Origin of the sequence: Streptomyces sp. NPDC020747, from assembly GCF_044334695.1 — a bacterium.
In the GTDB taxonomy this organism is placed as follows: Bacteria; Actinomycetota; Actinomycetes; order Streptomycetales; family Streptomycetaceae; genus Streptomyces.
The window spans coordinates 476,877-499,943 of record NZ_JBIRTJ010000002.1; the positions used below are offsets into that span (position 1 = coordinate 476,877).

Sequence of the window (23,067 nt, forward strand, 5' to 3'; positions counted from 1 at the left end):
CGCCGCGTATCAGCCGGCGGCCTCGTCCCCGCTGATCCGGTGGACGACCGGTGGCTCCAGCGCCTCCGTGCGGTCCACCGGACCGATGCCCGGCACGACCAGCTCGACCAGGCGGGTCTCCCACGCCTGTGATCCGTTGTCCATGGCAGATCACAGTGAGGTCATGGGCGCACGATCACAATGCGTAAAAAGTACGAGACCGAGAGTGGTCGTCGTGATTCCGCTTCGGCCGGCCGCGGGGCGGGAACCGGGCGGAGCCTTCCGTGCGTTGAGGAGTACACGAGGGAAGCCAGGAGGTTCTCATGGCGTACGGGCCGTACGGCGTGGCTGTTCCCGCTCCGGCGTCGCGCGGTGAGCGGGTCAAGAACGCGGCCCTGCTGACGGGCGGCTGGGTCGCCCTGCTCTGGGTGATCGAGGCCATCGACGTGGCGACGGGCCACGCCCTGGACACGTTCGGCATCACGCCGCGCGAGTTCGGCGAGCTGCGGGACATCGTGCCCGCCGCCTTCGTGCACTTCGGCTGGGACCATCTCGCGGCGAACAGCGTGCCGTTGCTCCTCCTCGGCTTCCTCGCCGCGCTGTCCGGGATCCGCCGCTTCCTCGCCGTCGTCACCGTGACGATCCTCGTCAGCGGCCTGGGCGTCTGGCTCACCGCGTCCGAACATTCCATAACCGCGGGCGCGTCCGGCGTCGTCTTCGGTCTCTTCGGCTATCTGCTGGTCCGCGGCTTCGTGGACCGCCGGATCGGTGACGTGGTCATCGGGCTCGTCGTCGGCGCGGTCTACGGCTCGATCCTGTGGGGCGTCCTGCCGACGACGGCCGGAGTCAGCTTGCAGGGGCATCTCTTCGGCCTCATCGGCGGGGTGGCCTCGGCGTTCGTGTTCCGCCGCCCTCGCGAAGCCCGCGCATAGCCGAAGTGCCTCGGCGGACCGGGCGGCCGACCGGCCCGTTCGACGTCCGGCGCGACTGTCGGTCCCCCGTGGAAGGATGACCGCTCATCGCGGCGTACGGCACACGAGGGGCGTCATGGCGGAGGGTGAGGGGGCGGCCGACAGCCCCGTACCGGTGGGGCGGAGGACCCGTACGGTCGTCGGGCGGGCCGAGCGGCTGCGCGGGCTCGCCCGAGGAGTGCTCGACGATCACGCGCGGGCCGTCGACCAGGTGCGTACGGCCCTCGCGCCGGTCCTCGCCGAGCTGGTCGCCCAGGAGCTGGAAGGCATCCCGGTCTCCCGCCTGAAGGACGTCACCGAGGGACGGCTCAGGCTCGGGGCCCTTGAGGCGGCGGGGCTCGGATCGGTGCGCGGCGTGTTCGACGCGAGCCGGTACGAGCTGCGGCAGATACCGGGCGTCGGAGCCCAGACCGCCGACCAGGCGCTCGCCGCCGCCCGGCAGATCGCCCGCGCGGTCGAGGAGACCGTGTCCGTACGGATCGACGTCGACCACCCCGAACCGCGGACCACCGCCCTCGTCATCGCGCTGCGCCGGCTCGTCGAGGCTGGACCCGAACTGCGCCGGGCCGTGGACGCCGCCACGGAGCTCGACCGCGGGTTCAAGACGCTTCTCCCGGCGGCCCGTCCGGCCACCGGGCGGCTGCGGATGGCCCTCACGGGCCGGGTCAGACGTGAGAGCGCCCTCGCCGCCGTCGCGGAACTCCGCGCGCTGACGGGCGACGCCGTCGCCAAGGGCGTACCGCTGCTGCTCACCCAGGCGTCCACCGACCTGCTGCGGGAGTCCGCGTCCGACGCCGAGGCGTGGGTGGACTTCGAGCTGCGGTCGCCGGAGTACTACAGCCAGCTCGCCGAGATCGCCGGGAGCGCGCCCGATGTCGAGGCCGCCGAGGGGTTCCTGCCTGCCGAGGTCGCGGACCGGGTGCACGCGCAGGGGCTCGACGACACCCACCGGAGGGTCTCGCTCCGCGGATACCAGTCCTTCGGCGCGCGGTTCGCGCTCGCCCAGCGCCGGGTGGTCCTCGGTGACGAGATGGGGCTGGGCAAGACCGTCCAGGCCATCGCCGTGCTCGCACATCTCGCCGCCGACGGGCACAAGCACTTCCTCGTGGTGTGCCCGGCGAGCGTACTGATCAACTGGACGCGCGAGATCCGCTCCCGCAGCACTCTGCGCGCGGTCCCCGTGCACGGCCCCGACCGGCTCGACGCGTACGCAGAGTGGCGCGAGCGCGGTGGCGTCGCGGTCACCACCTTCGACGTGCTGCACAGCCTGCCGGACCCGGACCCGGACCCGGACCCGGACCCGGCGAAGGGTGCGCGGGGCGGGAAGAGTGCGAAAGGCCCGGCCGGGGTCCCCGCCGCCCCCGCCGCGCTCGTCGTCGACGAGGCCCACTACGTCAAGAACCCCGACGCCCGTCGCTCCCGGGCCGTCGCGCGCTGGACCGACCGGTGCGAGCGCGTCCTGTTCCTCACGGGTACGCCGATGGAGAACCGCGTCGAGGAGTTCCGCACCCTCGTCCGCTACCTCCAGCCCGAGCTGGTGCCGAGGATCCAGGGCAGCGACGCCGTCGCGGGCCCGCACACCTTCCGCAGGTCCGTCGCTCCCGCCTATCTGCGGCGCAACCAGCAGGACGTGCTCACCGAACTGCCCGCGCTCGTCCAGGTCGACGAGTGGGAGGAGTTCAGCGCCGCCGACCAGGACGCCTACCGCGAGGCGGTCGCCGCCGGGAACTTCATGGCGATGCGCAGAGCCGCGTACGCGCACGCCGAGAAGTCGGCGAAGCTCCAGCGGCTGCGCGAGCTCGTCGCGGAGGCCGCCGTGAACGACCTGAAGGTGGTGGTCTTCTCCTACTTCCGGGACGTCCTCGCCACCGTCCAACAGGCCGTCGGCGAAGGGGTGTTGGGGCCGCTGGCGGGCGGTGTGCCCGCCACCCGGCGGCAGCAGCTCGTCGACGAGTTCACGGCCGCGTCCGGGCACGCCGTGCTGCTCTGCCAGATCGAGGCGGGCGGCGTCGGGCTCAACCTCCAGGCCGCGTCCGTCGTGATCCTCTGCGAGCCGCAGGTCAAGCCGACCCTGGAGCACCAGGCCGTCGCCCGCGCCCACCGCATGGGCCAGGTCCGCTCGGTCCAGGTGCACCGGTTGCTCGCCACGGACAGCGTGGACGACCGGCTGCTGCGGATCCTGGAGAGCAAGTCCCGCCTCTTCGACGCGTACGCCCGTCGCAGCGATGTCGCCGAGGCGACGCCGGACGCGGTCGACGTGTCGGACGGGACGATCGCTCGGCGGATCGTGGAGGAGGAGCAGGAGAGGTTGGCTGCGGGGCGCCCCGCGGGGTGAGTCGGGGTTGGGCGGAGGTTGATCTTCAGGTGCGGGTGGGTCGGGGTTGCTCGCGCAGTTCCCCGCGCCCCTGAAAGACGGGGCTGCGCCCCTGTTTCAGCCCCCACCCCCCGCACCTGAGCGGCGACCTGAAGCCCTACGAATCCGCGAGCCCCGTTTTCAGGCCCGCCCCGCACAGGGGCACGACAGCTGTGCGCGCCCCCAGCGCCCCCTCCCGTACCGCCGCCCAGCACGCCACCCCCGTCGACTCCACGTACAGCCCCTGCGAGGCCAGGTCTCTCTGGGCGTGGCGGAGTTGGTCCTCCGTCACGGTGAGGAAGGTGCCGCCGGACTCCCGGACCGCGCGCAGGATCTGCCGGGCCCGGGGCGGCCGGGGGATCGCGATGCCCTCGGCGAACGTGGGGGCCGCCGGGGTGACCCCGACCAGGTCGTCGGCGCCCTCGTGCCAGGCATGGGCGAGCGGGGCGACCGCCGCGGACTGGACCGCGTACAGGGCGGGCCGGCGGTCGATCATTCCCGCCGCGTGCAGCTCGGCGATCGCGAGGGACGCGCCGAGCAGGAGCGTGCCGTTGCCGACGGGGACGACGATCACCTCGGGGAGCCGTCCGCCGAGGTCCTCCCACAGCTCGTGGACGTACGTCTTCGTGCCGTGCAGGAAGTACGGGTTGAAGACGTGCGAGGCGTAGAAGGTGCCCTCCTCGTCCGCCGCCTCCCGGGCCGCCCGCGCGGCCGTCTCCCGGTCGCCCGGGACGACTTCGAGGCGGGCCCCGTGCGCCCCGATCTGCTCCAGCTTCTTCGCGGACGTACCGTCGGGTACGTAGACCGTGCAGGGCAGTTGGGCCCTGGCGCAGTACGCGGCGACCGCCGTGCCCGCGTTGCCGCTGCTGTCCGCCACGACCCGGTCCGGTCGCAGCCGCAGGGCCAGCTCGGCGAGCAGGACGGCCCCGCGGTCCTTGAAGGAGAGCGTCGGCATCAGGAAGTCCAGCTTGGCCGAGACGCCGTCCTTGAGCGGGACCAGTGGGGTGCGGCCCTCGCCGAGCGACACCGACGGGGACGACAGGGGCAGGCACTCCGCGTACCGCCAGAGTGAATTCACCCTGCCCGCGAGGGACTTGAGGGAGGCGGGCGTGGGCGCGAAGTCCAGGTCGAGCGGGCCGCGGCAGACCGGACAGCACCACGCGAGCGAATCCATGGGGACGCGCGTGCCGTCCACCGGGCAGAAACAATCCGGCAAGGGAGTCATGTCGGCAGGTTAGATGCACCGATTGGTGACGGAGTGTCATGACTGGCATATGGCACCTGCGTTACGTGTGTGCAGGGCTCTTGTGCAATTCCTGGGGAAGCCTCAATCTTTCGGCTGAGCGCAGGGGTGATGTGGCCTTTTCTTGACATGACCCTGTCGCCTTTGTGTGTGTACGACCGCACTACCCCCCACCACCCGCGCACCACCGATTGAGGAGGATCCTCAGATGGCAGTGATGCGTCATGCCCGGCGAAGACTCGCCGGTATCACCGGATTCACCGGTACTCGCCGATTCGCCGGTATCGCGGGCATCGGTACGGCGGCCCTCGTCGCCGGTCTCGTCTCCGCCCTCCCGGCGCAGGCCGCCGCGGGCCCGGGCCCCGAAGGCCGGATCCAGTACGCCGGCGCACCCGGCGCGATCGCGAACAGCTACATCGTGACGCTCCACCCGGACGCCGCGACGTCCGGTTCGGCGGAGGGCAGGGCCCTCGCGAAGGAGTACGGCGCCACGATCGAGCGTACGTACAAGAAGGCGCTGAACGGTTACGCCGTCGAGGCCACCGAGGCCGAGGCGAAGAGGTTCGCCGCCGACCCGGCCGTCGCCTCCGTCGTCCAGAACCGCGTCTTCTCCATCGAGGCGACCCAGCCCAACCCGCCCTCCTGGGGCCTCGACCGCATCGACCAGGCGGCCCTCCCGCTCAACCAGAGCTACACCTACGACGACACCGCCGGTGAGGGCGTCACCGCCTACATCATCGACACCGGTGTCCGGATCACCCACACCGACTTCGGCGGCCGGGCCTCCTACGGCTACGACGCCGTCGACAACGACAACACCGCCCAGGACGGCCACGGCCACGGCACGCACGTCGCGGGCACGGTCGCCGGCACGTCGTACGGCGTCGCCAAGAAGGCGAAGATCGTCGGCGTGCGTGTCCTCAACAACTCGGGCTCCGGCACCACCGCCCAGGTCGTCGCGGGCATCGACTGGGTGACGACCAACGCCGTCAAGCCGGCCGTCGCCAACATGAGCCTCGGCGGGACCGTCGACACCCTGATCGACACCGCCGTACGCAACTCCATCACCTCCGGCGTCACCTACGCCGTGGCGGCGGGCAACGAGACGACGAACGCCTCGACCCGCTCGCCGGCCCGTGTCACCGAGGCCATCACCGTCGGCGCCACCACCAGCACCGACGCCAAGGCGAGCTACTCCAACTACGGCACGGTCCTCGACCTCTTCGCCCCCGGCTCCTCCATCACCTCCGCCTGGGGCACGGGCGACACCGCGACCAACACCATCTCCGGTACGTCGATGGCGACTCCGCATGTCGCCGGGGCCGCCGCGCTCTATCTGGCCGACAACCCGACCGCGGCGCCGGCCGCCGTCCAGACGGCGCTGGTCGGCTCCGCCACCACCGGAGTCGTCACCAGCCCCGGTACGGGCTCGCCCAACCGTCTGCTGAACGTCGGTGGCGGCGGTACCACTCCGCCTCCGACGGGTGACCTCTTCGAGAACACCGCGGACTACGCGATCGCCGACAACTCCACCGTGAACTCGCCTGTCACGGTGAGCGGCGTCACCGGCAACGCGCCCGCCGCGCTGAGCGTGCCGGTGAACATCGTCCACACCTACATCGGTGACCTCCAGGTCCAGTTGATCGCTCCCGACGGGAGTGCCTACACGCTGAAGGCGTACGGGACCGGTGGCTCGACGGACAACATCAACACCACGTACACGGTGAACGCCTCGTCCGAGGTCGCCAACGGGACGTGGACACTCCGAGTGAGCGACAACGCGTCCCTCGACACCGGGTACATCAACTCCTGGGGGCTGCAGTTCTGACCGACGGCCGCGTGGCGGTAGCGGCTTGTCGGTAGTCCTCCTCGCCCCCGCGGCACGGCTCATGGTCTTCGACCTGGCGTGCGGCGGGGGTGAGATGTGCGTTGCGGCTGGTGGTCGGCGTGGGGTTTTTCGCCCCCGCCGCCCCTTCCCATTCCCGTCCCTGGGGCTGCCGCCCCCAGACCCCCGCTATCGCGCTGACGCGCTCGTCCTCAAACGCCGGACGGGCTGAAATCAGCCCCTCCGGCGTTTGAGGAGCGGGGGTTCGGGGGCCGGCCCCCGAAAAGGGACGGGAATGGGTAGGGGTGGCGGGGGCGAAGAAAATGGGGTCCCTGTCCGGGCCGCGCTTACGATGCGGCCTGGCGTACGTCACCGCACCACCCGGACACAGCACTCGGACGAGGAGCACGGTACTAGTGGAGATACCCCCGCCCTCCGGACCCCAGCAGCCGCAGGGGCACCCCCAGGGGCCGTACCCGCCGCCGGGCCGGCCGCAGGGCCCGTACGGCGCGTACCCGGGCCAGCCGCAGGGACCGGTCCAGGGGCCGGGCCCGTACGGCTATCAACCCTGGGGGCAGGGCTACTCCCCGTACAACACTCCGGCCCCGGTCAACGGCCTGGCCATCGCCGCACTCGTGCTCGGCATCCTCTGCTTCCTCCCCTTGGTCGGCCTGATCCTCGGTTTCTTCGCGCTGTCGCAGATCAGGAAGAAGGGCGAGCGCGGCAAGGGCATGGCGATCGCCGGGATGATCCTGTCGGGCATCGGCGCCGCGATCCTCGCCCTCGCGCTGGCCACCGGCGGAGCGGCCGAGTTCTGGGACGGCTTCCAGGAGGGGGCGCGCGAGGCGCGCGAGAACGGCACCACCTTCTCCGTGGACGAGGGCGAGTGCTTCGACACGCCGGGCGGCTCGCTGGAGGGCATGGCGTACGACGTCGACACGGTGCCCTGCGACGAGGAGCACGACGGCGAGGTCTTCGCGAACTTCAGCATGGCGAGCGGCGGTTACCCCGGTGACAGCGAGATTACCGAGGCCGCCGACGACAAGTGCTACACACTCCAGTACGCCTACGCCATGGACACCTGGGCCATCCCGGACAACGTCGACATCTATTACTTCACGCCGACCAGGGACAGCTGGAGTCTCGGAGACCGCGAGATCAGCTGCCTGTTCGGCAACGTGGACGAGAGGGGCGGCCTGACCGGCTCGCTGCGCCGGGACGAGACGACCCTCGACGCCGACCAGCTCACCTATCTGAAGGCGGCCCATGTCCTCAACGAGGCCATGGACTCGGCGCCCGAGGAGGAGTACGTCGAGGACGACCTGCCCGGCCACAAGGAATGGGCGAACAGGGTCTCGGCCGCCCTCACCGAGCAACTCGGAATGCTGCGCGGCCACGACTGGCCCGCCGATGCCAAGGAACCGGTCGCCGCGCTGGTCAGGGACCTGGACAAGGCGCAGGGGGAGTGGGCGAAAGCGGCGAAGGCCGCCGACGCGGACGTCTTCTACGAGCACTACGACAACGCGCTGGCACTCACCGACGCCAAGAAGACGGTCACCACACGCAAGGCTCTGGGCCTCGCCTCGGTGTCGCCGGAGTCGTACGAGGGCGACAGCGGTGAGGGCGCCGGTACGGGAGGCGGCACAGGAGGCGGCGGCGCAGAGGTGTGACGGCGGCCATAGCGGGGAGAAAGTGCCTGCGTAATGCCTTGAGCGGCCGCAAGTCATCACATCGAGTGATTCTCTGGCCTGCACTTGCCTGACACAACCCACGGTTGCCACCCTGTAGCTGTCTGTACAACCTGACGGGAGTGGCCAGTGACATTCGGTGAGCAGCCGGCGTATCTGCGCGTCGCAGGTGATCTTCGCAAGAAGATCACCGACGGATCGCTGCCACCGCACACACGGCTCCCGTCACAGGCCAGAATCCGCGAGGAGTACGGAGTCTCGGACACGGTCGCCCTGGAGGCCCGCAAGGTGCTGATGGCCGAGGGGCTGGTCGAGGGCCGCTCCGGGTCCGGGACGTATGTGCGCGAGCGCCCGGTGCCGCGCCGCGTCGCCCGCTCCGGATACCGGCCGGACAGCGGTGCGACGCCGTTCCGCCAGGAGCAGGCCGACGCCTCCGCGCGCGGTACGTGGGAGTCGCACAGCGCGCAGGCCGAGGCGAGCGGTGCCATCGCCGAGCGGCTCGGCCTCCAGGCCGGCGACCGCGTGATGTGCACGAAGTACGTCTTCCGGGACGCGGGTGAGGCGATGATGCTCTCCACCTCCTGGGAGCCCCTCGCCGTCACGGGCCGCACGCCGGTGATGCTCCCCGAGGAGGGCCCCCTGGGCGGCATGGGCGTCGTCGAGCGCATGGCCGCCATCGAGGTGATCGTGGACAACGTCACGGAGGAGGTGGGCGCGCGGCCCGGGCTCGCCGAGGAACTGTCGGCGCTGGGGGGTGTGCCCGGGCATGTCGTGGTCGTCATCCAGCGGACGTACTACGCGTCGGGGCGGCCGGTGGAGACGGCGGACGTGGTGGTGCCGGCGGACCGGTACCGGATCGCCTATCACTTGCCGGTGAAATAGGCCGCAGCCGACGTAACTGCCGTAACTGTCCGTGACTTGGGTCGGTTGCTGGTTGCTGGTTGCCGGGGGCCGTGCCGGTGGAATCCGGTCGTTCTCGTCGGGGGTGTTCGGCGCGGTCTCCGGGCTGTCGGCGGGAGCCTGAGGGGGGCTAGGGGGCGTGTCCGTGAGGATGCGCCCCCTTAGTGCTGGCCGATTGCGTACCTCTCGGGCATCTCGCGCATACCTCTTTGTGAAAAGCCGTATTCGCTGCGTGAAGGTTAGGCGTAGGCTCGGGCATATGCGGATTGCGGTTTCCTTATGTGGCGGGGCAGGACGCGAGCCGGGGGCGGGGAGCGGAGGGGCGCGATGAACGACGGCACCATCACACTTCCCTGGCTCGTCATACGGCAGGACGACAACGGCGATCGCTATCGCGTCGGCAGGTATGCGACGAGGGCCGAGGCCCAGAAGATCGCGGACAGCCTCGACGACCGTGGGCACAAGCAGCTCTACTGGGTCGAGCGGATCGGGCAGAACGGCTCGAAGTGACGCGTGCGGGTGTGTCGGTGGGGCTCCCGTAGGCTCCGGCGCATGACCGAACGGATCGTGGTGGTGGGAGCCGCCGTGCTGAGCGACGGGTGTCTCCTTGCCGCGCGTCGCAGTGCGCCCGCGGAGTTGGCCGGGCGGTGGGAGCTGCCCGGGGGGAAGGTGGAGTCCGGGGAGACCCCCGAGGGGGCGCTCGTGCGGGAGCTTCGTGAGGAGCTCGGGGTTGAGTGCGAGGTGCTTGACCGGGTTCCGGGGGAGTGGCCCTTGAGGTCGCCTTACGCCCTCCAGGTCTGGACCGTGCGGCTCCAGTCCGACTCGCCTGCGCCCAAGCCGCTCCAGGACCACGACGAGCTCCGCTGGTTGACCCCCGACGAGCTCTGGGACGTGGAGTGGCTGGAGCAGGATGTGCCGGCCGTGATGGAGGTTGCGCGGGGGGTTTGGGGGAGCGGGGCGGCTGCGGGGTAGTGGCTTTTTCCGCCCCCGCCGCCCCTTCCCGTCCCGTCCCTGGGGGCTGCGCCCCCAGACCCCCGCTATCGCGCTGGCGCGCTCGTCCTCAAACGCCGGACGGGCTGAATGGGTCGGCCCGGGCTGCGAAATCTTCAGCCCCTCCGGCGTTTGAGGAGCGGGGGTTCGGGGGCTGGCCCCCGGGACGGGACGGGACGGGTAAGGGCGGCGGGGGCGAAACAAAAGGTGTGACCATCACAACTTCGCGCACTCGGACCTGCGGGGGGTGCGGGACGCACACCGTACGTGGGACGCTCGGGCTCGCGAGGCGCATGTGGCGGCTGAGACGAGCGCCGAGTACGCCGTTCGTGCCACAGTGCGCCCTCGCGCACGGTACTCCGCCCGGGATATCGGGTATGTGCCCATTAACCCCATGAAACCGGACACGGTCCGCTTCTGGCCTGGGAGTGATCTGCGTGATCCACACCGAGGGCGACATCGCCGAGTGGACCTTTCCCGCGGATCCAGGCGCCGTCCGGACCGCCCGAACCGCCGTCCGGGGCCAGCTCCACGCCTGGGGCCTCGACTCCCTCGGAGACGTGACCGCGCTGTTGGTCAGCGAGCTGGTCACCAACTCCCTGCGGCACGCCACGGGCCCCATCGGGGTTCGCCTCGTACGCCCCCCGGAACCGATGGGCGTCCTGCTCGTCGAGGTCTCCGACCCCCTCCCGGATCCACCGCGGGAACGCGACGCGGAGCCCGAGGACGAGAGCGGCCGGGGCCTTCAGCTCGTGGCGAACTCCTCCCGCCGCTGGGGCACCCGACCGGGCGGCAAGGGCAAGACGGTGTGGTTCGAACTGGCGCTCCCGAGCTGACAGGCAGCGGCTCCGCAGCCAATCCCAAGCCATTCCACAGTCCTTGCGCAGTCGTTGCGCAGCCGTTCCCCAGTCGGCCCCAAGCGTCCCCCGAACCACCCCCGTCACCTCGGACACACGAGCCACCCCCAAGTCCGGGGTTCGACGGGGTCCCACTTGGTTAGAAGACTGGGAGTGTTTGTCGTGGCCGGTCCTAAAAGCATCGGGACCGTGCTGTGATCGTGAACACCGTGTTGTGCGGCACCGTAGTGCTGGATACTGCGGGCAGCCGCCTCCGGTGACCGGTGCCGGGCGCGGTGAGCTGGAGGGGACGGTTCGCGTGAGCGAGATACCAGCGAAGGCCACGGAGTCCGAGGACCCGTCGGGCGGCGCGATGGCTGATGCGACGACAGGCGATGGCGCGTTGCCGGTGCCGGGCGGGGCGCGGGGCGCGGGGCGCGGCGGAATATCCGGTGTGCCCGTCGAGGCGCCGGGCGAGGTGCCCGGCGAGGTCGTGTGGCAGAGCAGTCCGCCCGGATCGATCTACGACTACATCAAGGTCGCCTCGTTCTCCATCGGCCCCGACGGCCTCGTCGACCAGTGGAGTCTGCGCGCCGAGCAGCTTTTCGGGATCTCGACCGAGCGTGCCGTGGGCATGGATCCCATCGAGGCCTTCGTCGCCGAGGACAAGCGCGAGCTGGGCCAGCGGAAGATGGCCGAAGTCCTCGACGGCCGCGAGTGGACCGGTGTGGTCCCCTTCCGGCTGCCCGACCCCGAGGGCACCGGCCTGGCCGCCGAAGGACTCGCCGAGGTCTACGTCATGCCGACGCGGACCGAGGAGGGCGAGCGGGCCGCCGTGTGCATAGTGGTGGACGTACGCATTCTGCGCAGGATCGAGACCGATCTTGCCGCCTCGCAGGCCATATTCGGCCAATCTCCTTTCGGTTTCCTGCTGATCGACCCGGACCTGCGCATCCGCCGGGCCAACGAGCGGTTCGCCTCGGTCTTCGGCGGCACCGTCGAAGACCATCGCGGACGCACTGTCAAGGACTATCTGGCACCGGGCGAGGCGGAGCGGGTCTCCGCGATACTGCGCCGGGTCCTGGAGACGGGTGATTCGGTCAACGAGCTGCTGGTCACCGGTACCGTGCCCGGTTCCAGCGAGCGCCGCCACTGGTCCATCAACCTCTATCGCGTACACAGCGGTTCGGGCCGTCCGATCGGTATCGCCTGGCTGGGCACCGACATCACCTCGCGCCGCGCCGCCGCCCGCGAGGCCGCGCAGGCGCGGCGCAATCTCGCCCTTCTGAACGAGGCGGGCGCGCGCATAGGCAACTCGCTCGACCTGGAGACCACGGCCCGCGAGCTCCTCGACGTGGCCGTCCCCGGCTTCTGCGACCTCGCCTCCGTCGACCTCTACCAGGGCCTCCTGGCCGGCGACGAGACCCCGCCGGGCCTCGCCGACGGCAGCGCCGAACTGCGCCGCGTCGCCTACGCCAGCGCCGTGTCGGACGCCCCCTTCATGGGCGGTCCGGAGCCCGTGAACGTCGGCGCGGTCCACCACTACGCCTTCAACTCGCCCTTCGCGGACGCCCTGCGCACCGCCCGCCCGCAGAGCGTCGCCGCCGAGGAGGGCGGCCTGATCCAGTCCACGCTCGCGGTACCGATGGTCGCCCACGACACGGTCGTCGGCCTGGTCCAGTTCTCGCGTACGAAGGGGAGCGAGCCGTTCGGGGAACGCGACAGCTCCCTCGCGGTCGAACTGGCCTCGCGCGCCGCGGTCTGTATCGACAACGCCCGCCTCTACCGCCGGGAGCACGAGCGCGCCCTGATACTGCAGCGCTCCCTGCTCCCCCCGGGCGACCCGGAGGCCTCCGGCCTGGACATCGCCTGCCGCTACCTCCCCGGAAACGCCGCCACGGAGGTCGGCGGCGACTGGTTCGACGTCATCGAACTCCCCGGCCACCGCACGGCGTTGGTCATCGGAGACGTGATGGGCCGCGGTCTGCGCGCGGCCGTCGCGATGGGCGAACTCCGCACGGCCGTACGCACCTTGGCGCTGCTCGACCTCGAACCGGCCGAAGTCCTCTCCGCGTTGGACGAGATCGCCCGCGGGCTGGGAACACCCGGCGGGGTCCAGCAGTCTACGCGCGGTGCGCGCCAGTCCCGGGACGCCGACCTCTCCGAGGTCTACCTCGCCACCTGTGTGTACGCGGTCTACGACTCCGTCACCCGTCGCTGCACCTTCGCCAACGCGGGCCATCTTCCGCCGGTCATCGTCGAACCCGGCGAGAGCGCGCTCATGCTCGACGTACCGCCGGGGATGCCGCTGGGCGTCGGCGGCGAGCCGTTCGAGGAGGTGGAGGTGGAGCTGCCGGAGGGCGCCCTGCTGGCGCTCTACACGGACGGACTGGTCGAGTCCCGCGACCACCCCCTCGACGAGGGCCTACAGGCCTTCGTGGGCGCTCTAACCGACCCCTCCAGCCCTCTGGAGGACGTCTGCGACCACATCCTCAACACGCTCGACACGCATCACGGCGAGGACGACATCGCGTTGCTGATGGCACGTGTCCAGGGGCTGCCGGCCGATTCCGTCGGCGACTGGACGCTGCCGCGCGAGCCGCGCAGCGTGGGCCGCGCCCGGGAGTACGCCCGGGCCCAGCTCCTCAGCTGGGACCTCGAACCCCTCGTCGACACGGCCGAGTTGCTGGTCAGCGAACTCGTCACCAACGCCCTGCGCTACGGCGAGGGCGAGATCCGCCTGCGTCTCCTCCTCGACCGCACCCTGGTCTGCGAGGTCTGGGACGCCGGCCTCGTGCAGCCCCGCCGCCGCCGTGCCCGCGACACGGACGAGGGCGGCCGCGGGCTCCAGCTCGTCGGCCTCCTGAGCGCCGGCTGGGGCTCCCGCCGCACACCCCGCGGCAAGACGGTGTGGTTCGACCTGCCCCTGCCCAACGGCGGGACAGGCCTCACGGACCCGGCAGAGGCGCTACTGAGCCTGTTCTGACCCCGGCCGGGTCCCGCCCCACTACACCGACCCGGACGGCCGCCTGCGGATCTTGTCGCCCAGCCACACCAGCGGATCGTACTTACGGTCAACCGCCCGTTCCTTCAAGGGAATCAGCGCGTTGTCCGTGATCTTGATGCCCTCGGGGCAGACCTCCGTACAACACTTGGTGATGTTGCAGTAGCCGAGGCCGTGCTCGTCCTGGGCGGTCTTCTTGCGGTCCAGGCCGCTCTCGTCGGCCGCGTCCAGGGGATGCATGTCCAGTTCTGCCACCCGCATCAGGAAGCGCGGGCCGGCGAACGCGGTCTTGTTCTCCTCGTGGTCGCGCACCACATGGCAGGTGTCCTGGCACAGGAAGCACTCGATGCACTTGCGGAACTCCTGCGACCGGTCCACGTCCTCCTGCATCATCCGGTACTCACCGGGGCCCAGGTCCTGAGGCGGCACGAACGCGGGCACCTCCCGCGCCTTCGTGTAGTTGAAGCCGACGTTCGTCACCAGATCCCGTACGACCGGGAACGCCCGCAGCGGGGTCACGGTGATCGTCTCCTCGCGGGTGAACACCGACATCCGCGTCATGCACAACAGCCGCGGGCGTCCGTTGATCTCCGCAGAGCACGAACCGCACTTGCCCGCCTTGCAGTTCCAGCGCACGGCCAGGTCGGGCGCCTGGGTCGCCTGGATGCGGTGGATGATGTCGAGCACCACCTCGCCGTCGTTGACCTCGATCCCGAAGTCCTCCAGGCCGCCGCCCTCGGCATCCCCGCGCCACACCTTGAAGCGGGCCTCATAGCTGCTCACTCGTAGAGCTCCTCTTCGGCGAGGTACTTGACCAGCTCCTCCTTGTCGAACAGGGCGAGCAGGTCGGGGCGGATGGGTTCGGTGGTCTCGCGGACCAGGTCGATCTGCCCGCGCACGGGGTCGGTAGCCGCCAACCCGCCGGTGGGATCGACCAGTTGGCAGAGCAGGTTCACGCGCCGCCAGGCCCGGTCCATCGCCGGATGGTCCTCCCGGGTGTGGCCGCCCCGCGACTCCGTACGCTCCAGCGCGGCCCGTGCCACGCACTCGCTGACGAGGAGCATGTTCCGCAGGTCCAGCGCGAGGTGCCAGCCGGGGTTGAACTGCCGGTGCCCCTCGACCCCGGCCCGCCGGGCCCGTACGCGCAGGTCGGCGAGTTTCTCCAGGGCCGCCTCCATCTCCGCCTCGCGGCGGATGATGCCGACGAGATCGTTCATCGTCTGCTGGAGTTCCTGGTGGAGGGTGTACGGATTCTCCGGCGGCCGGCCGACCTCGGCGCCGGGCTCGGGGCCCTCGGCGGAGAAGGGCCGCAGGGCCTCCGCGGCCGCCGTGGCCACCTGGACCTCGTCCACGAGGGGGCGTGCCCCGGTGAACCCTGTGGCGTACTGCGCCGCGTGCAGCCCGGCCCGCCGTCCGAACACCAGCAGGTCGGAGAGGGAGTTGCCGCCGAGCCGGTTGGAGCCGTGCATGCCGCCTGCGACCTCCCCGGCCGCGAACAGACCGGGCACGCCACGCGCCGACGCGCTGTCCGACTCGACCGCGATCCCGCCCATCACGTAGTGACAGGTGGGCCCGACCTCCATCGCCTCGGCGGTGATGTCGACGTCCGCGAGTTCCTTGAACTGGTGGTACATGGACGGCAGTCGGCGCCTGATGACCTCGGCGGGCATCCGGGTCGACACGTCCAGGAAGACGCCTCCGTGCGGGGAGCCGCGGCCGGCCTTCACCTCGGAGTTGATGGCCCGCGCCACCTCGTCCCGGGGGAGCAGCTCAGGGGGGCGGCGGTTGTGGTCCGGGTCCTCGTACCACCGGTCGCCCTCCTCCTCCGACTGCGCGTACTTCTCCTTGAAGACGTCGGGGATGTAGTCGAACATGAACCGCTTGCCCTCGGAGTTCCTGAGGACCCCGCCGTCCCCGCGCACGGACTCCGTGACGAGGATGCCCTTCACGGACGGCGGCCAGACCATGCCCGTCGGGTGGAACTGCACGAACTCCATGTTCAGCAGGGGCGCACCCGCGAGCAGCGCCAGCGCGTGCCCGTCGCCCGTGTACTCCCACGAGTTCGACGTCACCTTGAAGGACTTGCCGATGCCGCCGGTGGAGACCACGACCGAGGGGGCTTCGAGCACGAAGAAACGGCCGGACTCGCGCTCGTAGCAGAAGGCCCCGGAGACCTTGTCGCCGTCCTTGAGGATCCGGGTGACCGTGCACTCCTGGTAGACCTTCAGGCGCGACTCGTAGTCGCCGGTCTCCTTGAAGTCCTCCTGCTGGAGGGAGACGATCTTCTGCTGGAGCGTGCGGATCAGCTCAAGTCCCGTACGGTCGCCGACGTGCGCGAGCCGCGGGTACTCGTGCCCGCCGAAGTTGCGCTGTGAGATGCGCCCGTCCTTCGTGCGGTCGAAGAGGGCGCCCCAGGTCTCCAGCTCCCAGACGCGGTCGGGGGCCTCCTGGGCGTGCAGTTCGGCCATCCGCCACTGGTTGAGGAACTTGCCGCCGCGCATGGTGTCGCGGAAGTGGACCTGCCAGTTGTCCCCGGAGTTGACGTTGCCCATGGCTGCCGCGATGCCGCCCTCGGCCATCACCGTGTGCGCCTTGCCGAACAGGGACTTGCAGATCACCGCCGTACGCGCCCCGCGTTCACGTGCCTCGATGGCGGCACGGAGGCCGGCGCCCCCGGCACCGACCACGACGACGTCCCACTCCTGTCGGTCGACCACGGACATCAGAAGAACCTCGGATCGTCGAAAGCGCCGGAGGCGACCAGGTACACGTAGAAGTCGGCGAGCGCCACGCTCACCAACGACGCCCAGGCCAGCTGCATGTGACGGGCGTTCAGCTTCCCGACCAGCTGCCAGGTCCTGTAGCGCACAGGGTGCTTGGAGAAGTGCTTGAGCTTGCCGCCGACGATGTGCCGGCACGAGTGGCAGGAGAGCGTGTACGCCCAGATCAGCGTGATGTTGACCAGGAACACGACCGTGCCGAGCCCCATGTGGCCCCACTCGTAGTGCTCGTCACGGAAGGCGAGCACGGTGTCGTACGTGAGGATCCCGGCGACCGGCACCGCCGCGTAGAAGAAGTAGCGGTGCATGTTCTGGAAGATCAGCGGGAAGCGGGTCTCGCCGGTGTACTTCTTGTGCGGCTCGGCGACCGCGCAGGCCGGCGGCGAGGCCCAGAAGCCGCGGTAGTAGGCCTTGCGGTAGTAGTAGCAGGTCAGCCGGAAGCCGAGCGGGAAGATCAGGACGATCAGCGCGGGGGACAGGCCCCACCAGCTGCCGAAGAGCTCCCAGTTCGGCCCGCTCCGCATCGGCTCGCAGTTCTCCGCCAGACAAGGCGAGTAGAACGGCGAGACGTACGGGGCCGCGTAGTAGTCGCTGTTCGCGAACGCCCGCCAGGTCGAGTAGACGACGAACGCCAGCAGCCCGGCCGCGGTGGCGGCGGGCGCCAGCCACCAGCGGTCGGTCCGCAGATGCGGGGCGGCGATCGCGGCGCGCGTACGGGTCCGTACGCCGCCGCTGTTCATTTGGGGTTCCGTACCAGTGGCCAAGGAAAGCTCCGGTCGGGTTCAGGGTGCGTGGCGGTCGCGGGCGCCGAGACCCTCGTCGTCGGAGTCCGTCCACAGGGTGTTGTCGTACGGGGTGTCGGGGATGGACACGAGGTCGGGGCGCCGCGGTTTGCCGAGGCCGGGTGCGGCCTCGCGGAGCAGCGCAACGCTCTCGCGGAGGTGGTCGGCGTCGGTGCGCACCCTGCGCATCTCCAGGCCGCCGCCACCCATCTGCTGTTCCAGACGCTTCACGGACCTCACCAGGTCGTCGAGACAGCGCTGGACTGACGTCAGGTCATCGTGCACGGACATGACTTGCCCTCACTTCCGCGGACCTCCGGCCCAAGGCGGCAACGTTCATGCGCCTGCGAGTGTCGCGCGTCACATCGGCCCCTGTGAAGGGATCTGCATGGATTACCGGATCGTGTCGCTCCCCGCGCCCCGCTCGCGCGCCCCCTGCCGGGAGGGTGCGCGCCCGGTGACACGGAGCTGTTGGGCCGCACGGGTGGGCTTCCGTGGGCCGGTCGCCGTGTCGCCGCCCGGAGGCGGCGACTCTCCCCTTCAGTGGGGCGATAGATCAGATCAACTCCATTATACCGCCAAAAGTGATCTACATCACAGTGTCTGACCTGCCCCGTCCTGTCCGTACTGCTCATCGTGATCAGCACCGCCCCGGAGGTACCAGTCATGTCCCACGACGGCGTCGGACCCCGCGCGGTGATGCGCTCGGTCGCGTTCCTCACGGCGGGCGTGCTCGCGGTGCCCGCCCTGGCCGGATGCAGCGAGAAGGACCCGGCGGGCAAGCCCACCGCGGGTCAGGAGATCGCCCCCGCCGAGCGCGGACAGATCGCGGACGGCGGCACCCTGCGCTGGGCCGTGGACGCACTCCCGGAGACCCTCAACGCCTTCCAGGCCGACGCGGACGCCGCCACCTCCAAGGTCGCCGGCGCCGTGCTGCCCTCCATGTACCGGCTCGACGCGAACGGCCGGCCGCAGCGCAACCCCGACTACCTGGAGTCCGCGAAGGTCGTCGACCGCGAGCCCAGACAGGTCGTGCTCTACAAGCTCAACCAGCAGGCCGTCTGGAGCGACGGCCGGGAGATCGGCGCCGCCGACTTCGCCGCCCAGTGGCGCGCCCTGTCCGGCAAGGACACCGCGTACTGGACCGCCCGCAACGCCGGCTACGACCGCATCGAGAAGATCGAACGCGGTGCCAACGACCTGGAGGTGCGGGTCACCTTCAGCAAGCCGTACGCCGACTGGCAGTCGCTCTTCTCGCCGCTGTACCCCAAGGACGTCATGGGCACCCCGGACGCCTTCAACGACGGCGCCCGCCGCAAGCTGAAGGTCACCGCCGGGCCCTTCGCCCTCGACAGCGTCGACAAGGACTCCGGCGAGGTCACGCTGAAGCGCAACCCGCGCTGGTGGGGCCGCCCCGCCAAGCTCTCCGAGCTGGTCCTGCGCGCCGTACCCCGCGACAAGCGCACCGCCGCGCTCGCCGAGGGCAAGGTCGACCTGGCCGAGATCGACTCCACCGAGGCCCACCGGATCACGCTCGCGGCCCGCGACAAGGACAAGGGCAACGGGGCGCCGCTCGCCCACGGCCCCGGCGCCGCCCTCACGCCCGGCAGGTCCCTGCGCTCCTGGGCGATCGCGCACGGCTCCGACGAGGAGGCGGCCGACGAGGAGATCCTGGCCCGCAAGAAGCGGGGCAAGGCCGTCGCGAAGTACGCGGACGAGCAGTCCTCCCTGCGCGGCTTCGAGGTCCGCAAGTCCCTCGAACCCGCCTTCACCCAGCTCGCGTTGAACGGCGAGGAGGGGCCGCTCGCCGACGAGCGGGTCCGCCGGGCCGTGGCCCGCGCCCTCGACCGGGACGAGCTCGCCAGGGTCGTCCTGCGGCCGCTCGGCCTGCCCGCCGAACCGGTCGGCAGCCATCTCGCGCTCTCCGGACAGCACGCGTACGCCGACAACAGCGGAGCGCTCGGCGGCCAGGACACCAAGGAGGCGCGGGCCCTGCTGGCCGACGCCGGATGGCTGCCCGGCGGTCCCGTCAAGGAGGAGCAGAAGGAGAAGGCGGCCGGCACCGGGACCTCGAAGGAGACGGCCGACTCGGAGGCGTCCGAGGCGTCGGGGACCCCAGCGGACTCGGACTCGGACACGGATTCGGATTCGGATTCCGGCTCCGACGAAGGCTCGGCCGGCTCCGAGGATTCCGGCAGCTCCGGCAGCTCCGGAAGCTCCAGCAGTTCCGACGGCTCCGGCAGTTCCGACAGTTCCACGAGTTCCGGCAGCTCGGACAGCTCCGACAGCTCCGGGGACGACGGTACGTACATCGTCGGTGAGGACGGGAAGCCGGGCGACGACAAGCCGGGCGACAGCCGCGCCCCGGCCCTGCTCGTGCCCGCGCCCCTGGCCGAACTGCAGCGGGTCGCGCTCCTCGACCAGGCCTACGTCCTGGGCGTACGCGGCCAGGCCGAGAAGGCGAGCAAGGCGAAGAAGGACAAGCAGCGGAAGGCCGGGAAGAAGCAGCGGGCCGGCAAGAAGCAGAAGGCCGAGACGGAGAAGAAGTACAAGAAGGACGGGCCGGGCACGTCCGGCAAGGTGGAGAAGAATCTCGCCCGCGAGGGCAAGTCGCAGTTGCAGCACGGTGGCGCCCCCGGGGCGTACGCGCCGAAGGGCACGGCCGCCCCGGGACGTGCCGCGGCCGGACCGCTGGCCAAGAACGGCAAGCCGCTGACGCTGCGCTTCGTGCTTCCGTCCGGCCCCGGCTCCCAGTCGCTGCGGGCGGTCGGCGAGCGGATCTCGCGGATGCTGGAACGTATCGGCATCCGTACGGAGATCTCCAAGGTCGCCGACGAGAGCTACTTCAAGGACCACATCGCCTCGGGCCAGTACGACCTGGCGCTGTACTCCTGGCCCGCGTCCGCGTTCCCCGCGACCGACGCCCGCCCGATCTACTCCAAGCCGGTCCCGGCCGCCGACGGCTCCCTGAACGTCGAGCAGAACTACACCCGGGTCGGTACCGACCAGGTCGACCAGCTGTTCGACCAGGCGATCGCCGAACTCGACCCGGGCGAGTCCCGCTCCCTGGTCCGCAAGGCGGACGCCCGCATCTGGGCCGCCGCCGGCTCGATCCCCCTCTACCAGCGCCCCCAGCTCACCGCCGCCCGGACCAACCTCGCCAACGCGGGCGCCTTCGGCTTCCAGACCCCTCTCTACGAGGACATGGGCTTCCTGAAGAAGGGCGCAAAGCCGCAGGCGAGCCCGTCGTCCTGAGCGGGGCCGCGGCCCCGTAAGGGGCGCGGGGAACTGCGCGATCGGCCCCCACAGCCCGCACTGTGAGAGCCGGCCCGCCCAGCCCCGCGGAGCCCGAGCGGCGGCGTGCCCGTACGATGGGGTAAGGCCGTGGCACGTTTCAGCCCGGCAGGGCCCCGCGCAGCGGAGGCCGTTCACTCACTCCGGGAGAAGCGCCTCAATATGGCCACGCGCCACGACATCCGCAACGTCGCCATCGTCGCCCACGTCGACCATGGCAAGACCACCCTGGTCGACGCCATGCTCAAGCAGGCCGGTGCCTTCGCCGCGCACGCCGCCGAGTCGCTCGACGACCGCATGATGGACAGCAACGACCTGGAGCGTGAGAAGGGCATCACGATCCTGGCCAAGAACACGGCCGTGAAGTACCACCCGAAGGATGGCGGCGACGTCATCACGATCAACATCATCGACACCCCGGGCCACGCCGACTTCGGCGGCGAGGTCGAGCGCGGTCTGTCGATGGTCGACGCGGTCGTGCTGCTCGTCGACGCGTCCGAGGGCCCCCTGCCCCAGACCCGCTTCGTGCTGCGCAAGGCGCTCCAGCAGCGTCTGCCGGTCATCCTCTGCATCAACAAGACCGACCGCCCGGACTCCCGGATCGACGAGGTCGTCAACGAGACGTACGACCTCTTCCTGGACCTGGAGGCGGACGAGGAGCAGATCGAGTTCCCCATCGTCTACGCGTGTGCGCGGGACGGTGTGGCCTCGCTGACCAAGCCGGAGAACGGCACGGTCCCGGCCGACAGCGACAGCCTGGAGCCGTTCTTCTCGACGATCCTGTCGCACGTCCCGGCTCCGCAGTTCGACACCGAGGCCCCGCTCCAGGCGCACGTCACCAACCTGGACGCCGACAACTTCCTCGGCCGTATCGCGCTGCTCCGCGTCGAGCAGGGCGAGCTGCGCAAGGGCCAGACCGTCACGTGGATCAAGCGCGACGGCACGATGTCCAACGTGCGCATCACCGAGCTGCTGATGACCGAGGCGCTCACCCGCAAGCCCGCCGAGATGGCGGGCCCCGGTGACATCTGTGCCGTGGCCGGTATCCCGGACATCATGATCGGCGAGACCCTCGCCGACCCCGAGAACCCGATCGCGCTGCCGCTCATCACGGTCGACGAGCCGGCGATCTCCATGACCATCGGCACCAACACCTCGCCGCTGGTCGGCCGTGGCGGCACCGGCAAGGGCGCCTCCGCGAAGGCCGCCGTCAAGGACCGCAAGGTCACCGCCCGCCAGGTCAAGGACCGTCTGGACCGCGAGCTGATCGGTAACGTCTCGCTGCGGGTCCTGGACACCGAGCGCCCCGACGCCTGGGAGGTCCAGGGCCGTGGTGAGCTCGCGCTCGCCATCCTGGTCGAGCAGATGCGCCGCGAGGGCTTCGAACTGACCATCGGCAAGCCGCAGGTGGTCACCCAGGTCATCGACGGCAAGGTGCACGAGCCGGTCGAGCGCATGACGATCGACGTGCCCGAGGAGCACATGGGCGCGGTCACGCAGCTCATGGGCGTCCGCAAGGGCCGGATGGACAACATGTCCAACCACGGTTCGGGTTGGGTGCGTCTGGAGTTCGTCGTGCCGTCCCGCGGCCTCATCGGGTTCCGTACGGAGTTCCTGACCGGCACGCGCGGCACCGGCATCGCGCACTCCATCCACGAGGGCCACGAGCCCTGGTTCGGCGTGCTGACGACCCGTAACAACGGTTCGCTGGTCGCCGACCGGGCGGGCGCCGTCACCGCCTTCGCGATGACGAACCTCCAGGAGCGCGGTGTGCTGTTCACCGACCCCGGCACCGAGGTGTACGAGGGCATGATCGTCGGCGAGAACTCGCGCTCCGACGACATGGACGTGAACATCACCAAGGAGAAGAAGCTCACCAACATGCGGTCGGCCGCGGCCGACTCGTTCGAGGCGATCGTCCCGCCGCGCAAGCTCTCCCTGGAGCAGTCGCTGGAGTTCTGCCGCGACGACGAGTGCGTCGAGGTCACCCCGGAGTCGGTCCGCATCCGCAAGGTGAACCTGGACGCCCGCGAGCGCGCCCGCTCCGCGAGCCGCGCCAAGCACGGCTGACGCCTCCTCAGGGCTGCTGAACGCCCGGTTCTCCGCTCAAAGGTGGGGAGCCGGGCCTTTGGCGTGCCCGGACGCCGAAACCGTGTCAGTTCGGACAACGGTGCACTGGAAGCGGCGGCGTTCGCATATCGGGCATTGGCCAATCAAGTTTCGGACACGTAAACGAAATTATCGTCAATCATGTCTGATTTGCCGGATTCTCGTCTCACCTGTCAAGCGCGACCAGGTGTCAATCTTTGCAATTTTTGCTCAAAATTTCGACGGTAGGGAGATCCCTATGTCTTCCGCCCTTGACGCGCGTTGACCCACTTGGTGAAAGTTCCCTGAAACCACAGAACCTGCCGGTATCTGT

17 protein-coding genes are annotated in these 23,067 nt (G+C 70.2%); 11 read left to right on the plus strand and 6 right to left on the minus strand.

The annotated features are described in order from the left end of the window. Positions 1 to 9 precede the first annotated feature (9 nt). A complete protein-coding gene (locus tag ACH4YP_RS07215; protein WP_361070814.1) occupies positions 10 to 144 on the minus strand; it encodes a hypothetical protein in 135 nt (44 codons plus the stop codon). 158 nt (positions 145 to 302) lie between these two features. Between ACH4YP_RS07215 and ACH4YP_RS07220 the strand changes: the two genes are divergently transcribed. Beyond that, a complete protein-coding gene (locus tag ACH4YP_RS07220; RefSeq protein ID WP_398489753.1) occupies positions 303 to 911 on the plus strand; it encodes a rhomboid family intramembrane serine protease in 609 nt (202 codons plus the stop codon). 115 nt (positions 912 to 1,026) lie between these two features. After that, positions 1,027 to 3,285 carry a DEAD/DEAH box helicase gene (locus ACH4YP_RS07225; protein ID WP_398490031.1) on the plus strand — a complete coding sequence of 753 codons (2,259 nt, stop codon included), beginning with the start codon at positions 1,027 to 1,029 and terminating at the stop codon, positions 3,283 to 3,285. Between the two features lie 136 nt (positions 3,286 to 3,421). Here the strand turns inward: ACH4YP_RS07225 and ACH4YP_RS07230 are convergent, their stop codons facing one another. Then, a complete protein-coding gene (locus ACH4YP_RS07230) occupies positions 3,422 to 4,528 on the minus strand; it encodes a threonine synthase (RefSeq protein WP_361070820.1) in 1,107 nt (368 codons plus the stop codon). A 226-nt stretch (positions 4,529 to 4,754) separates the two neighbouring features. Between ACH4YP_RS07230 and ACH4YP_RS07235 the strand changes: the two genes are divergently transcribed. From ACH4YP_RS07235 to ACH4YP_RS07265, 7 genes are all read left to right on the plus strand, one after another. Continuing rightward, the gene (locus ACH4YP_RS07235; protein WP_398489755.1) at positions 4,755 to 6,374 is read left to right on the plus strand and encodes a S8 family peptidase; all 1,620 of its coding nucleotides are present in this window, start codon (positions 4,755 to 4,757) and stop codon (positions 6,372 to 6,374) included. A gap of 413 nt (positions 6,375 to 6,787) precedes the next feature. After that, complete coding sequence (locus ACH4YP_RS07240) at positions 6,788 to 8,041, plus strand: DUF4190 domain-containing protein (protein WP_398489756.1); 1,254 nt, start codon at positions 6,788 to 6,790, stop codon at positions 8,039 to 8,041. Between the two features lie 147 nt (positions 8,042 to 8,188). Beyond that, a complete protein-coding gene (locus tag ACH4YP_RS07245) occupies positions 8,189 to 8,941 on the plus strand; it encodes a GntR family transcriptional regulator (protein WP_361068957.1) in 753 nt (250 codons plus the stop codon). 345 nt (positions 8,942 to 9,286) lie between these two features. Then, the gene (locus tag ACH4YP_RS07250; RefSeq protein ID WP_361068960.1) at positions 9,287 to 9,469 is read left to right on the plus strand and encodes an SPOR domain-containing protein; all 183 of its coding nucleotides are present in this window, start codon (positions 9,287 to 9,289) and stop codon (positions 9,467 to 9,469) included. 42 nt (positions 9,470 to 9,511) lie between these two features. Next, positions 9,512 to 9,931 carry a (deoxy)nucleoside triphosphate pyrophosphohydrolase gene (locus ACH4YP_RS07255; RefSeq protein WP_361068963.1) on the plus strand — a complete coding sequence of 140 codons (420 nt, stop codon included), beginning with the start codon at positions 9,512 to 9,514 and terminating at the stop codon, positions 9,929 to 9,931. A gap of 446 nt (positions 9,932 to 10,377) precedes the next feature. After that, positions 10,378 to 10,785 (plus strand): ATP-binding protein, encoded by a 408-nt coding sequence (locus tag ACH4YP_RS07260; RefSeq protein ID WP_361069818.1) that lies wholly within the window; start codon positions 10,378 to 10,380, stop codon positions 10,783 to 10,785. A 319-nt stretch (positions 10,786 to 11,104) separates the two neighbouring features. After that, the gene (locus ACH4YP_RS07265; RefSeq protein ID WP_361069821.1) at positions 11,105 to 13,771 is read left to right on the plus strand and encodes a SpoIIE family protein phosphatase; all 2,667 of its coding nucleotides are present in this window, start codon (positions 11,105 to 11,107) and stop codon (positions 13,769 to 13,771) included. 21 nt (positions 13,772 to 13,792) lie between these two features. Here ACH4YP_RS07265 and ACH4YP_RS07270 read toward each other — a convergent pair whose 3' ends face one another. The 4 genes from ACH4YP_RS07270 to ACH4YP_RS07285 are packed head-to-tail and all read right to left on the minus strand — an operon-like array spanning position 13,793 to position 17,642. After that, the gene (locus ACH4YP_RS07270) at positions 13,793 to 14,572 is read right to left on the minus strand and encodes a succinate dehydrogenase/fumarate reductase iron-sulfur subunit (RefSeq protein WP_361069824.1); all 780 of its coding nucleotides are present in this window, start codon (positions 14,570 to 14,572) and stop codon (positions 13,793 to 13,795) included. Further along, the gene (locus ACH4YP_RS07275; protein WP_361069827.1) at positions 14,569 to 16,512 is read right to left on the minus strand and encodes a fumarate reductase/succinate dehydrogenase flavoprotein subunit; all 1,944 of its coding nucleotides are present in this window, start codon (positions 16,510 to 16,512) and stop codon (positions 14,569 to 14,571) included. The genes ACH4YP_RS07270 and ACH4YP_RS07275 overlap by 4 nt, the downstream gene beginning before the upstream one ends. After that, a complete protein-coding gene (locus tag ACH4YP_RS07280; protein ID WP_361069829.1) occupies positions 16,512 to 17,333 on the minus strand; it encodes a hypothetical protein in 822 nt (273 codons plus the stop codon). The genes ACH4YP_RS07275 and ACH4YP_RS07280 overlap by 1 nt, the downstream gene beginning before the upstream one ends. 18 nt (positions 17,334 to 17,351) lie before the next feature. Further along, positions 17,352 to 17,642, minus strand: coding sequence for a hypothetical protein (locus ACH4YP_RS07285; protein WP_055615711.1), 291 nt, complete (start codon positions 17,640 to 17,642; stop codon positions 17,352 to 17,354). Between the two features lie 375 nt (positions 17,643 to 18,017). Between ACH4YP_RS07285 and ACH4YP_RS07290 the strand changes: the two genes are divergently transcribed. Both ACH4YP_RS07290 and typA read left to right on the plus strand, forming a co-directional pair. After that, on the plus strand, positions 18,018 to 20,606 hold the full coding sequence (locus ACH4YP_RS07290; RefSeq protein WP_398489760.1) for an ABC transporter family substrate-binding protein: 2,589 nt from the start codon (positions 18,018 to 18,020) through the stop codon (positions 20,604 to 20,606). Positions 20,607 to 20,807: 201 nt separating this feature from the next. Further along, on the plus strand, positions 20,808 to 22,715 hold the full coding sequence (gene typA / locus ACH4YP_RS07295) for a translational GTPase TypA (protein WP_361069835.1): 1,908 nt from the start codon (positions 20,808 to 20,810) through the stop codon (positions 22,713 to 22,715). Positions 22,716 to 23,067 lie beyond the last annotated feature (352 nt).

What these genes read in the sequence shown, in the direction of transcription:
- typA (WP_361069835.1), top strand. Translation starts at nt 20,808, where the DNA reads ATGGCCACGCGCCACGACATCCGCAACGTCGCCATCGTCGCCCACGTC.
- ACH4YP_RS07290 (WP_398489760.1), top strand. Translation starts at nt 18,018, where the DNA reads ATGTCCCACGACGGCGTCGGACCCCGCGCGGTGATGCGCTCGGTCGCG.
- ACH4YP_RS07285 (WP_055615711.1), bottom strand. Translation starts at nt 17,642, where the DNA reads ATGTCCGTGCACGATGACCTGACGTCAGTCCAGCGCTGTCTCGACGAC.
- ACH4YP_RS07230 (WP_361070820.1), bottom strand. Translation starts at nt 4,528, where the DNA reads ATGACTCCCTTGCCGGATTGTTTCTGCCCGGTGGACGGCACGCGCGTC.
- ACH4YP_RS07235 (WP_398489755.1), top strand. Translation starts at nt 4,755, where the DNA reads ATGGCAGTGATGCGTCATGCCCGGCGAAGACTCGCCGGTATCACCGGA.
- ACH4YP_RS07225 (WP_398490031.1), top strand. Translation starts at nt 1,027, where the DNA reads ATGGCGGAGGGTGAGGGGGCGGCCGACAGCCCCGTACCGGTGGGGCGG.
- ACH4YP_RS07275 (WP_361069827.1), bottom strand. Translation starts at nt 16,512, where the DNA reads ATGTCCGTGGTCGACCGACAGGAGTGGGACGTCGTCGTGGTCGGTGCC.
- ACH4YP_RS07215 (WP_361070814.1), bottom strand. Translation starts at nt 144, where the DNA reads ATGGACAACGGATCACAGGCGTGGGAGACCCGCCTGGTCGAGCTGGTC.
- ACH4YP_RS07250 (WP_361068960.1), top strand. Translation starts at nt 9,287, where the DNA reads ATGAACGACGGCACCATCACACTTCCCTGGCTCGTCATACGGCAGGAC.
- ACH4YP_RS07255 (WP_361068963.1), top strand. Translation starts at nt 9,512, where the DNA reads ATGACCGAACGGATCGTGGTGGTGGGAGCCGCCGTGCTGAGCGACGGG.
- ACH4YP_RS07220 (WP_398489753.1), top strand. Translation starts at nt 303, where the DNA reads ATGGCGTACGGGCCGTACGGCGTGGCTGTTCCCGCTCCGGCGTCGCGC.